The 12,085-nt window shown below is 34.7% G+C and carries 15 protein-coding genes; 10 read left to right on the plus strand and 5 right to left on the minus strand.

Translation table 11 applies throughout. The annotated features are described in order from the left end of the window. Nucleotides 1–14: 14 nt before the first annotated feature. Both DF947_RS00200 and DF947_RS00205 read right to left on the minus strand, forming a co-directional pair. Nucleotides 15–1,190: a chondroitinase-B domain-containing protein gene (locus tag DF947_RS00200; protein WP_109927689.1), complete on the minus strand. Its 1,176-nt coding sequence runs from the start codon at nt 1,188–1,190 to the stop codon at nt 15–17. A 204-nt stretch (nt 1,191–1,394) separates the two neighbouring features. After that, nucleotides 1,395–1,823 (minus strand): DUF1810 domain-containing protein, encoded by a 429-nt coding sequence (locus tag DF947_RS00205; RefSeq protein ID WP_109927690.1) that lies wholly within the window; start codon nt 1,821–1,823, stop codon nt 1,395–1,397. Nucleotides 1,824–2,070: 247 nt separating this feature from the next. On the opposite strand from DF947_RS00205, the gene DF947_RS00210 reads away from it, so the two are divergent. Next, nucleotides 2,071–2,658: a DUF4142 domain-containing protein gene (locus DF947_RS00210; protein ID WP_109927691.1), complete on the plus strand. Its 588-nt coding sequence runs from the start codon at nt 2,071–2,073 to the stop codon at nt 2,656–2,658. A gap of 132 nt (nt 2,659–2,790) precedes the next feature. On the opposite strand, the gene DF947_RS00215 is transcribed toward DF947_RS00210, so the two are convergent. After that, the gene (locus DF947_RS00215; RefSeq protein ID WP_109927692.1) at nt 2,791–3,042 is read right to left on the minus strand and encodes a hypothetical protein; all 252 of its coding nucleotides are present in this window, start codon (nt 3,040–3,042) and stop codon (nt 2,791–2,793) included. A 118-nt stretch (nt 3,043–3,160) separates the two neighbouring features. On the opposite strand from DF947_RS00215, the gene DF947_RS00220 reads away from it, so the two are divergent. The 4 genes from DF947_RS00220 to DF947_RS00235 all read left to right on the plus strand — a co-directional run bounded on the left by DF947_RS00220 (nt 3,161) and on the right by DF947_RS00235 (nt 5,926). Beyond that, nucleotides 3,161–3,397 carry a hypothetical protein gene (locus DF947_RS00220; RefSeq protein ID WP_109927693.1) on the plus strand — a complete coding sequence of 79 codons (237 nt, stop codon included), beginning with the start codon at nt 3,161–3,163 and terminating at the stop codon, nt 3,395–3,397. A gap of 23 nt (nt 3,398–3,420) precedes the next feature. Then, entirely contained in the window at nt 3,421–4,269 is an 849-nt protein-coding gene (locus tag DF947_RS00225; protein WP_109927694.1) for an SDR family oxidoreductase, read from the plus strand. 27 nt (nt 4,270–4,296) lie between these two features. Further along, a complete protein-coding gene (locus tag DF947_RS00230) occupies nt 4,297–5,121 on the plus strand; it encodes an ion transporter (RefSeq protein ID WP_109927695.1) in 825 nt (274 codons plus the stop codon). 79 nt (nt 5,122–5,200) lie between these two features. Continuing rightward, nucleotides 5,201–5,926 carry a competence protein CoiA family protein gene (locus DF947_RS00235; protein ID WP_240615283.1) on the plus strand — a complete coding sequence of 242 codons (726 nt, stop codon included), beginning with the start codon at nt 5,201–5,203 and terminating at the stop codon, nt 5,924–5,926. A gap of 34 nt (nt 5,927–5,960) precedes the next feature. On the opposite strand, the gene DF947_RS00240 is transcribed toward DF947_RS00235, so the two are convergent. Then, on the minus strand, nt 5,961–6,314 hold the full coding sequence (locus tag DF947_RS00240) for a hypothetical protein (protein ID WP_109927696.1): 354 nt from the start codon (nt 6,312–6,314) through the stop codon (nt 5,961–5,963). A 239-nt stretch (nt 6,315–6,553) separates the two neighbouring features. Here DF947_RS00240 and DF947_RS22145 point away from each other — a divergent pair, with 239 nt between their 5' ends. Next, a complete protein-coding gene (locus tag DF947_RS22145; protein WP_158526201.1) occupies nt 6,554–6,724 on the plus strand; it encodes a hypothetical protein in 171 nt (56 codons plus the stop codon). Here DF947_RS22145 and DF947_RS00245 read toward each other — a convergent pair whose 3' ends face one another. Continuing rightward, the gene (locus DF947_RS00245; RefSeq protein ID WP_109927697.1) at nt 6,725–7,111 is read right to left on the minus strand and encodes a transmembrane 220 family protein; all 387 of its coding nucleotides are present in this window, start codon (nt 7,109–7,111) and stop codon (nt 6,725–6,727) included. Between the two features lie 164 nt (nt 7,112–7,275). On the opposite strand from DF947_RS00245, the gene DF947_RS00250 reads away from it, so the two are divergent. The 4 genes from DF947_RS00250 to DF947_RS00265 all read left to right on the plus strand — a co-directional run bounded on the left by DF947_RS00250 (nt 7,276) and on the right by DF947_RS00265 (nt 12,030). Next, nucleotides 7,276–9,255 carry a sialate O-acetylesterase gene (locus DF947_RS00250; protein WP_109927698.1) on the plus strand — a complete coding sequence of 660 codons (1,980 nt, stop codon included), beginning with the start codon at nt 7,276–7,278 and terminating at the stop codon, nt 9,253–9,255. A gap of 125 nt (nt 9,256–9,380) precedes the next feature. Then, on the plus strand, nt 9,381–10,247 hold the full coding sequence (locus DF947_RS00255; protein ID WP_109927699.1) for an OmpA family protein: 867 nt from the start codon (nt 9,381–9,383) through the stop codon (nt 10,245–10,247). A gap of 191 nt (nt 10,248–10,438) precedes the next feature. Continuing rightward, nucleotides 10,439–11,227 (plus strand): helix-turn-helix domain-containing protein, encoded by a 789-nt coding sequence (locus tag DF947_RS00260; RefSeq protein ID WP_109927700.1) that lies wholly within the window; start codon nt 10,439–10,441, stop codon nt 11,225–11,227. A gap of 344 nt (nt 11,228–11,571) precedes the next feature. After that, entirely contained in the window at nt 11,572–12,030 is a 459-nt protein-coding gene (locus DF947_RS00265; protein ID WP_240615284.1) for a VOC family protein, read from the plus strand. Nucleotides 12,031–12,085 lie beyond the last annotated feature (55 nt).

Raw genomic sequence — 12,085 nt, forward strand, 5'->3', positions numbered from 1 at the left:
ATTAAAATAACCTTTTACTGTTTTAAGATTTCGATTTTAACATTTTTGAAATGATTTCCATAAATTTCATTATCAAAAGGCTGAACATTTTGTAAAACAGGTGAAGGGTATTTTTTTACATCGAATTTTCCTGTCCAGTCGGCATTTTTACTGTCGCCAACTAAAATTCCGGTATCGGCATTTGAAATTGTATTGTTCGTGATTTTGCAGTTGCTTGCACTAATGTAGAATCCAGTTTTGGTTTTGCCTTTCGCCATTCCATACATTAACCTAATGGCTGTTTTTATACCGGTTATTTTGTTGTTTGTTACTAAATGGCCGGTTCCATTTATTCTAATTCCGCCTGTTCCTCCTTCAAAACTATTATCAGAGATTATGCAATCGTGTCCGCCACGCATTACCAACTCCCCATCATTATTCTTGAAATGATTTTTGGTGTAGCTATTGCCACTACTTTTATTGCTAATGACCTCGTTTTCTCCATTACATGCTGTAAAAGTATTTTCAGATACAAAAGTTTTTGGCGTCTGATTTCCAAGTAGAACAGGATCTTGCCCAACCTGAACACATTCGCCACCATTACCATTTTTCCAGCTCACCTTATTTTTAAAGGAAAAACTATTGTGAATAATTTTAGTATTTAATGGAAAAGATTCTTTAGTCACCTTAATTTGCACATCTTGATTATCAACGTTTGATGTAAAATTACAGCTGTCAATTTTGTTCAATTCTCCATTGCCCGAAATAACCACAAGAGGCATAAATTGAGACTTTACCACATTACTTTCAAAATTACAATGGCTAACTTTACAGTTTGATGTACCATTAAGTTCGATTAAAACCCCTGTCGATTTTTCTGCTTTTTTTAAGACACAGGTTTTAAAATTAATGCCTTGTAGGTAAATAAAATTGCCAGTTATTTTAAAGATAGTTCTTTCTACATCGCCAGAGAATACAACCTGCCCATTAGTTTCTGCCATTATGATGATAGGTTTTTCTGCTGTGCCTTTATTGTTTAGTTCGATAAACCAATTCGTGTAGTTCCCATTTTGGATAATTACCTTATCTCCGGCAACAAGCTTTTCGGCTATACTTTTAAAGTCCTCTAAAGTTTTCACCTTGTAAGTTTCTGCGAAGGTGATTTTAATGGAGCATAAGAAGATCAAGGTGATAAGGATATTTTTTTTCATGCAATTTGGTTAAAACTCGAATGGTAAAGTTAAATTATAAATCGCTTTGACTGAAGTTTCAACGCTAATTACACACATTTTTTACTTAAAGAAAAAAAAATTAAATTCTTTGCAACATTTTGAACTTCACGTTGTCTTATTGATAGTTTGGTTTAGTAATCAAACGATCTGAAAAAAAGGGTGGTCATGGATTTGACTGCCCTTTTATGCTTTTCCTAAAATAACCACTGTTTTTTCGTCCTTTTGCCCATCAAAATATTTTTCCAATACCTGTTCAAAAATGGTATCGCTATGCGGAACTAAAGAAAATAAGGTCATTGAAGATTTTAGTTTGAGATCGTCTGGGCTTCCGAAGATTTTATGGGCATCCGTTTCTTTAAGTTTAAGTAATTCTTTACTGATGGCCATTAATCTACTTCCGAGAATTGGATGTTTGAAAAATGCTTCTGCTTCTGTAAGATTTTTAATTTCGAAAAACCTAGCAGTTTGACTTTGACCCAATCCAACAATCTGTGGAAAAATGTACCACATCCAATGACTTTGTTTTTTACCTTTTTGAATTTCTGAAAACGCGATTTGATAATCTAGTTTTTGCGCATCCAAAAATCTTTTCAAACTATCGTTTTCACTCATATTAAATTTCTAAGCTTCATAATCAACAACTGCCAACAAAAACTTGTTTCAAGAAATATAGAATATCACAATTTGTAGGTTAAGGTTATCTTATTTAGTCAGTTTAAATTATTCGCAGATTAATAAGCAGTCTTGTACCAATAAATTGTTTACCAGCGATTTATATTAGTTTATGTAAGATAATTAATAAGTTGTTTAAACTTTTTAAAATATGAATTGTTGTATACCAAACATCAAAACCAAGAATATGAAAAAATTAATTTACGCAATAGCACTCACAGGAGCTGCATTTGCATTTCAGGCATGTAATAGCGGAAACAAAGATGCCAAAGAAACAGCCGATAGTATGAATAAGGCTAAAGACACTACAAATAATACAGCTGCTACTGGCGGTATAGCCGTAGATCAAAAAGATGCTAAATTTGCAACAACCGCTGCTGGTGGTGGCATGGCCGAAGTTGCTTTGGGTAAATTGGCGCTAGAAAAAAGTACAAATGCACAGATAAAAGAATTTGCGACTATGATGGTTAACGATCATGGTAAGGCAAATACTGAACTTATTGGAATTGCACAAGCGAAAAACATTACTTTACCAGATATGGTAGATGAAGAACATCAGAAAAAAATGGCCGATTTAGAAAAGAAAACCGGAAAAGATTTTGATAAAGCTTATGTAGATGCAATGGTAGATGGTCATAAATCGACTTTGAAACTAATGCAAGATGAAGCAAAAGACGGAATGGATGCAGAACTTAAAGCTTTTGCCTCTAAAACTGCTCCGGTTGTTCAAGGTCATTTAGATATGATTAATAAAATTCATGATTCCCTAAAATAATCAATTTTATAAGAACACAATTAAAGAATCCTGATTGATAATCGGGATTTTTTTTTGTTGACAATTTTGCTCAGAAATACATTAATCTCAAACCCGTTTTTAAGTCTTCCCGACCTAAAGCAAAGCTCACCTTTAGTTTTTTTCGAACCACTTCGGCACGGGAATGTAATCATCATTCCAGGTTACCTCATTTTTTTCATTTCTATAACCCGATGAAATGTAATCAATTCTTGGTTCTGTCTCAGAGATTTCACTCTTAAACTGATAAGCATCTATCGTAAGGTGATGATAAAGCTTTTCCTGCTCATCTTTATTTTCGGCAAGTAGTATGAGTGCCTTTTCACCATTTTTTAAGGTGAATATCATTGATCCCTGAACTTTCATATCATTCTTTTATTTGTAAGACACAAAATAATTGGTAAAGTTTTCCATTTCTTCATTGTTTGTCGAACTAAAACTTTGATGGGTTAATAAGTGTTATCCATAAAACCGGATTTGAACTATGGAGCACATTGCACAAGCAATAGAACAAGAAACTAGGAAAAGACTTTATGAAAGAAATGAAGCATTGATGTTTTCGTTGAGGAATTACATCCGTTTTGCAAAAACAGATTTAAACGCACAGGTAGAATTTGATTGTGAAACAGCGATAGGAACATTTGAGCGGATGGTAGAAGAATTTAAAACATTGCTTCAACATACACATGATGAGGTTAAAGCAGAAATGCTTAACAGATAGCATCTATTAATGATTATTATAACATGAAAAAGCAAACACCAGCAAAACAAAATAAACAACCTGGGATAGAATCCAAAATGGATCCAAAACCCGAAGTTATAAAATCGAGTTATAAAGGTGCAGATAAGCTTAAAGGTAAGGTTGCATTAATTACAGGTGGCGATAGCGGAATAGGCAGATCGGTTGCTGTACACTTTGCCAGAGAAGGTGCAAATATTGCCATTGTATACTTTAACGAAGATATTGACGCCAAAGAAACGAAGAGCATGATTGAGGCTGAAGGTGCATCGTGTTTGTTTATTAAGGGAGACGTTAAAAAGTCGGAATTTTGCAAAAACGCCGTACAGAAAACTGTAAAGAAATTTGGTCAGCTCAATATTTTGGTCAATAATGCAGGTATTCAAGTGCCTCAGAAAGATCCCAAAAAAATTGATGATCAACAATTGGATGATACTTTTCGCACCAATATTTTTGCCTATTTCTATTTTGCCCACGAAGCGCTTGAATACTTTAAGGCGGGCGATTGTATCATCAACACCACATCTGTAACCGCCTATCGTTCGTCTCCAAACTTAATTGATTATTCATCTACCAAGGGAGCAATAACTTCCTTTACGCGTTCTTTGGCAACGAATTTAGCTAAAACCGGAATTCGGGTTAATGCAGTTGCGCCTGGCCCGGTTTGGACCCCACTGATTGTTTCTACATTTGATAAGGAAAAAATAAAATCCTTCGGATCTGAAACGGCTATGAAACGTGCGGGCCAACCTTCAGAACTTGGGCCGGCTTATGTTTTTTTAGCCTGTGATGAAGCATCATTTATAACAGGCCAGGTAATTCATGTTAATGGTGGCGAAGTTGTAAATGGATAATTTAAATAGCGCTTAGATAATATAACTATGGCTTCAGAACCACATCAGGATTGGCGATTTAAATTGCATGAAATCATTTACGAATCAAATACTCCAGCCGGAAAAGCATTTGATGTAGGTTTATTAATCGCAATTTTTACCAGCATTATCGTGGTTATGTTGGATAGCGTGGTCAGTATCCATCAAAAATATGGCGACTTATTCAAAACACTGGAGCTGATATATTCTGTACTTTTTACCATAGAGTATATCCTTCGGTTAATTAGCATTAGAAAGCCAGTAAAGTATGTATTCAGCTTGCTTGGAATTATTGATTTAATCGCTTTAATTCCATCCTACCTTAGTATTTTCTTTATTGGAGCCCAATCATTATTGGTATTTAGAGCATTAAGGCTGCTGAGGGTTTTTAGAATATTTAAACTCGGACATTTTTTAACAGAGATTAATTTTTTAACTCAGGCGTTAAAAGGAAGTGTAAGAAAAATCAGTATTTTTCTACTTACGGTTTTAACCATTACGGTCATATTGGGTTCAATTATGTATTTGGTAGAAAAGCGTGAAAATGGTTTTTCTAACATCCCTGAAAGCATCTATTGGGCCATAGTCACCATTACAACGGTTGGTTATGGAGACATTTCTCCAGTTACTCCAATCGGTAAATTTGTTGCTTCGGTTGTAATGCTAATTGGTTACGCCATTATAGCTGTACCAACAGGAATTATTACGCATGATATCGCGTTAGCCTCTCGCCAAAAAAAGGAACTTCCAGAATCTTGCCCAAGCTGCAGTAGGGAAGGCCATGATACCGATGCGCTGTTTTGTAAATACTGCGGATCTTCTCTCTATAGATAATTTTTGAAATTTCTACCTGCTTACAACTTGTTTTGCTAAAATTTTTGGTATAAATTTGAATTCCCTAATTACAGCAAAAATGGCATTCCTATTTCAACAGGATCAAGAAATTGAAAACGAAATTGTTTCTAATACTATTGAAGGCCAAATTGCTGTTAATGATTTATCAACAGTTCCCGAAACACCAAGAAATTATCCCGGAGAAACGCCATGGCATAGAAACTGGAAAAAAGCCTTTCCTAAAAATTACCGTGAAGTTTGCTTTTATGATAAGCAATTTGGAGAAACGCACCGAGCAGATGTACATACTCCATGTGGGACAACGCTAGAATTTCAAAATTCGCCCATAACTTTAGCTGAACTGGAAAGTAGAGAAGCATTTTATCCCAACCTAATCTGGATTTTAAATGGCAAAAAATTTAAAGGATTCCGAATTCTTAAAAATTTGCCCGATGTTGATCACCCTAGATTAATGGATTACGAATTTTGTCATTCTGATCATTTATCCATGGTTAGAAAATCTGAAGTCGCCATGGGGATGATTAAGCCTAAAATTCTTAACTTTTATCACCCAGAAATTAAAGGAATTCCATTCACTTCACATTATTACTCCTTCTGTTGGAAACAACCTCACAGTGTTTGGTTTTCTGCAAAATCTCCAATTATCGTCGATCTTGGCGGTCATTTTTTGTACCAATTAAAAAAGAGAGAACAATTATCCGGCGATTATGCTTATTTACAGATGATGACACGAAAATCTTTTATTGATCAGTATTTGATTCTTGATAGGAGTTGCAAGATATAAAAAAAATGCGCCTCGATATTAGAGGCGCATTTTTTTACAATGATTTAAATTGCTCATCTTCAGAATCTGGAGTTTCGTCCTCATCATCAATCAGTTCATCATCTTCGGTTTCATCTAGGTCATCTTCTGATAATGAATCATCATCCAGTTCTTCACTTTCTGTTGATAATGGGCTTTCTCCGTCTTCATCTTCCTCGTCGCCAAATTCTCCATCTTCTTCTAAACCATCAACTTCTTCATCTAATTGTGTTCCTTCGCCATCAGCAAAAGGCACCTCATCTTCGGTGTATTGATTCTCTTCAGATTCATTTTCAGCCGGCTCTTCAGCCTCCGAACGTGAGATTTGAAATTGATCGATGTTTTTGATTTCTTCTTCTTGATTTTCCATGGTTGTAGATTTTAAGTTTAGTTAGACAACCATACAAAACAGGGATAAGTTTCCTTTAAATAACTATTCCTTACAACTTTTAGTTGAGATAATTTTAACTCGTAAGAAAATCCTCCTGTTGTTTGTAGTATATCTACATTTTAATATCGTTCATCGATTTTCTATCCAAAATGACTTTTAAGCCCAAACAATTCTCGATTTTTGATGTTCCAAACTTGCAAAAACAGCAATAAAATAAAATGGAACAAGGTAGGTCTAAAGCTCAAATCGACTCGAATAATAAAATGATGGCAACTTTTTTAATTGCCATATTTGTATTTGTTGTTTTCGCATTTCTGGTAAGCTTTATTAAAACAAAAAATCCATTTATTTTAGAAATTCAAGCTCAAATTGCTTTGGTAAAAAAATAGCTATTTAGCTGGTTTCCCCATAATCATTTTAGCATAAAAATAATCCACCAATAAGACAACGATTAGAATTAATAACCCACCAAACTCCCGGGTTTCCTCAATCCAGGGTTTTGTGGCTTTCATGCTCTGCACAATATTTTCTGCGTGATGATTTTCATACCAATTCAAAACACCTGTTTTATCGAATAGTAAATAAAGCGCATAGATAGCGTAAACGGCAATGCCGATTAAATATGCACGAGGATAAAATTTATTTTGAAAAGCGCTGAAGCATAACCAGGCACCATATAGATAAATCGGGGCCCAGATATAGGGATCAGGATCGTTGTATTGAAGACCAGCGCTTACTATAAATAAAACACAAAAAATAAGGTTAAAAACTTTCATGGGGATTTAGGAAAGCGTAAAGAAAATAATTTTTTTCACAAAATCGAAACGGATTTGCAAGCTTGAAAAATTTTATAAAAAACTGCGTTATTTTTATACAACATGTTTATTAAATCGATTTAGAAAATGTAAATTAGCATTTCTAATCATCATTAAACATATCTATGAGCAGTTTTAAATACCGTTTATTCGCCTATCTTGCTATTTTTATTTGTAGCCATCAATTGGTAGAGGCAAAAGTAGTTTTACCATCTGTTTTTAGTGATAACATGGTTTTGCAACAAAAAACGAATGCTTCAATCTGGGGCTGGGCCGGTGCTGGTAAAAAAATTACAGTCACAACCTCTTGGAATTCGAAACAATATAATACCACAACAGATGCAAGTGGAAATTGGAAACTTAAAGTTACAACACCGTCTTTCGGAGGACCATATACCTTGACAGTATCTGATGGAGAAGAGGTTAAATTAAATAATATTTTAATCGGAGATGTATGGATTTGCTCAGGTCAATCGAATATGGAGATGCCATTGGCAGGATGGGGCAGAATTCAGAATTACGAAAAGGAAATAGCTGATGCAAATTATCCAAACATTAGATTGTTGCAGGCAGATCATGTTACGAGCAATACACCTTTAGATAATGCTAAGGTTCAAAATGGAGGCTGGCAACCCTGTAATCCTCAATATATTGCAGAATTTTCATCTACAGCTTATTTCTTTGCCCGGGAGGTTTACAACAAAACAAAAATTCCAATTGGTTTAATTCATACTTCTTGGGGAGGAACAATTGCCGAGGCGTGGACAAGTGGCCAATCACTTAAGAAAATGCCTGATTTTGCTTCGGCAGTAGAGAAAATCGAGGCCTCTTCAAAAACCGCTCCAGCAGTTCCATACGAGCAAAAACTCCAAAATTGGTTAAAATTGGTGGCAGATAAAGATTTAGGATCTCAAGCGGGAAAAACCTGGGCATTAACAGATGCTTCGGCTTGGCAAAATATGCAATTGCCTACGATTTGGGAAGATGCCGGATTAAAAGATTTGGATGGAATTGTGTGGTTTACCAAAAAAGTTAATGTACCTGAAAGCTGGATCGGTAAAGATATTAAGCTTAATTTGGGCGTAATTGATGATAACGACGTGACTTGGGTTAACGGAATAAAAGTTGGCGAAACTCAAGGTTTTAATATCGGGAGAAAATATGCTCTCCCTAAGAATGTACTTAAAGTTGGAGAAAACACCATCACTGTTAGAGTATTTGACAGTGGAGGAGGTGGAGGTTTGTATGGAGATGCAAAAGATATTAATTTGATAAATGCCACTAACGAAAAGATTTCGTTAGCTGGAGATTGGAAATATAAAGTAGGCCTAAACTTTAAAGATATAGCACCAGCACCAGCATCGGATAATAATCCTAACCGCCCAACGGTTTTGTATAATGCAATGATACATCCTTTTTTACAGTACTCTATTAAAGGCGCAATCTGGTATCAAGGAGAAAGTAATGCTGATAGGGCTTACCAATACCGAGAACTTTTCCCGATCATGATTAAAGATTGGCGCAATAAATTCGGACAAGGAGATTTTCCATTCTATTATGTTCAGCTCGCTAACTTTATGCAGAGAGAAAGTCAGCCAGCAGAATCTGCATGGGCTGAGCTAAGAGAGGCACAGCTGAAAACGCTTTCATTACCAAATACGGGCATGGCAACGATTATTGATATTGGAGATGATAAAGACATCCATCCGAAGAACAAACAAGAAGTTGGTAGGAGATTGGGGCTAATTGCCGATGCAAATACATACAAGCAAAAAGTTAGCTTTTCTGGACCTCTTTATCGCTCGCAAAAGATAGATGGCAATCAGATAAAATTAACATTCGATTATTCTGATGGATTAAAATCTGCTGATGGAAAAGAACTTAAAGGTTTTGCCATAGCAGGAGCCGACAAGAAATTTTATTGGGCAAAGGCAGTAATTCAAGGTAATGAAATTATAGTAAGTAATGATCAGGTTCCTAACCCCGTTTCGGTTAGGTATGCTTGGGAAAACAACCCGGCAAATAACCTAACAAATGGATCTAATTTGCCAGCATCACCTTTTAGAACAGATATTTGGGAAGGCATTACAATTAATAAAAAGTGATCTCTAAACCAGTTTGAAAGCCTTAATTTTTTAATTAAGGCTTTTTTTATGCCCAATAGTTGTAAGCTTTAAAACTTAAAGGCATCAATTTTGTTACGCTATAGTCTTTAAACAAAAATAAGATTATGAAAATGTACAAATCAATCCCAATAGTGCTCTTTTCTATCATCTTGATAGCAGGTTGTGTAAGCAACAAAAAATATGCTGAATTGCAAACCACTTATGCTCAACTTCGAGAAAGAAACCAAGAGTTGAGTAATAAATATCAAGACAGTCAAAGAGAATTAACTGGCGCAAATAGCCGGGTTAAAAGTTTAGAAGAACAAATTACATCAGAAAAAGCAAATGTTGTTGCCTTGCAAGATGCTTTAAACAAGTGCTTAAGTTCAAGCAATCAAGGCAATGTTAACATTTCCAAGTTGGTAGATGAGATCAATTCATCTAATAAATACATTAAGCAGTTAATTAATGCAAAAAACAAAAGCGATTCGCTTAATATGGTGTTAACCAACAACCTTACCCGATCATTAAGTAGAGAAGAATTGGGAGATGTTGATGTTCAGGTTCTTAAGGGCGTAGTTTATATTTCGCTTTCTGATAACATGTTATACAAATCTGGCAGCTACGAAATCTCCGATAAAGCCGGTGAAACATTAAGCAAAATTGCCAAGATAATTAAAGACTACGAAGGCTACGATGTACTAATTGAAGGTAATACCGATAATATTCCAATTGCTCAAACCAATATTCGAAACAACTGGGATTTAAGTGCTTTAAGGGCATCATCGGTAGTTCAAACCTTACAAAACAAATATGCGGTAGACCCTAAAAGATTAACAGCAGGTGGTAGAGGAGAGTACAATCCAATTGCGGATAATAGCACGCCGGCAGGTAAAGCTAAAAACAGACGTACGCAAATTATCATTACACCTAAGCTAGATCAATTTATGGAATTGATTGGTAAAGCGCCTGAGCAAGCTCCAAAACAATAATAAAAATGTATTAATAAAAAGGCAAAATCTAATAAATTTTGCCTTTTTTTAGTTTAATTAAATTTAAAATTCAATATATTTAATAAATAATTGGTACTGATTTAAATATATTGTAACCATTTTAATGCTAAATCGTCTAATTTGAAACCAATTTACTATTTTCAAAGCGTAATGGGTAAACAGATTTAATTATGATACAGCTTGAGAATATTAGTGGGCTGTACAAACGAGAACGTGGTCTAGATGCCTACTTTCCTATGCGGGTGCTTATAATTAAAGAGGCATCGGGCTTTTTGTGTATGAACTCTGGCGATTATGAGTTGCGGCCAGGACGGGTTTTTTTTATCCCTGAAGAAGGCATAATCAGGCTCGAAGCAAACATAAAATCTGCCTATTGGTTAAGCTTTACGAGTTATCTATTTATAGAATTTTTGCAACAACACCCAGATCCGCAGGCAAAAAATCTTTTCCTCACATTGTCTTATAAGGACCTTGATCAAAATAAGCTGATCAAAATGGTCAACCTAATCGAACAGCTTAAAAAAGACATTAAATTGAAAAAAGATATTTCCCTACTTTCTCAATATATTTATCTTTTTCTTGGATACGCATCGGGCTTAGATGTAATGCTCAAAGTGCTTACGCCTGATGAAATGCAACAATTACTTCGCTTTAGGGCAATTTTAGAGCAATATTTTAGATCAGAAAGAACTACTGGATTTTATACCGAAGGCATGGGCATGTCTACCAAGAAATTAAACAATTTTTTGGAGAGTATCCTTGGCAAAAATTTACTCACCATTATTAAAGAAAGATTGGTTAGAGAAGCCGAAGAATTATTAATAAATAGTGATTATTCTATTGCAGAAATATCTGAATCATTAGGCTGTGGGAGAGTTTCTGCCTTTAATGCCACATACAAAAAATATAAGGGAATTTCAGTTGCTGAATTTCTGCAGGGAGCAAAAATTGAAAATTGATGCGACTACAAAAAAATGTTGTATCCTATCGATAAATCACTTCTTTATTAGCAGGTATTCCAGGCCCAACGCAATTGTTGCTAATGCTTCAATCACATGAGGATTTGCTTACTGTCTCTCTTAAATTCAGTCGCATCAATTTTGCACCACTAAATTAATAAATCTGTTTTAAAATTAAAAATGCCTATTCTTTGATGTTGTAAACATTTTTTAAATTTAATTCATTAACCCGCTTCAAATGTGTTTTTGTGGATATTCTATGTGGATAAGTAATCATTATAATGCGCTTTTAGTATCTTTCATCCTCATTTCAATAAAATTGTTGAATCCTAATTAATCCAATCATGAAATACATCGTAATTATCCTTTTAACATTCTTTATTCCGATAAAAAAAACTTTAGCTCAGGAAAAAATGACTAAACCTAAATCTATTCTCAATCATATTGCACTTTATGTGTTCGATTTAAATAAGGCAAGTGCTTTTTACGAACAGGTTTTCGAATTGGAAAAAATTCCAGAACCTTTTCGCGATGGAAAACATACTTGGTTTAGCTTAGGTCAGGCAGGACAACTGCATCTTATTCAGGGCGCTGTAGCTCGTCGAATGTTTGATAAAAATGAACATCTGTGCTTCAGTGTTGAATCTGTTGATGCCTTTGTTAAAAAGTTAAAATTAGCCGACATAAAATTTGAAAATTGGGCTGGAGATGCAGGTGGAATAACTTTAAGGGTAGATGGAGTTAAGCAAATCTATTTTAAAGATCTTGATGGACATTGGTTAGAGGTAAATGATGCGAAGTAAACTTTGTAACAACGTTAAAGCGAAATTTTGAATTTTATTTTCAATCCATATATTT

The sequence above is a fragment of the Pedobacter paludis genome, assembly GCF_003173575.1.
GTDB classification, from domain to species: Bacteria; Bacteroidota; Bacteroidia; order Sphingobacteriales; family Sphingobacteriaceae; genus Pedobacter; species Pedobacter paludis.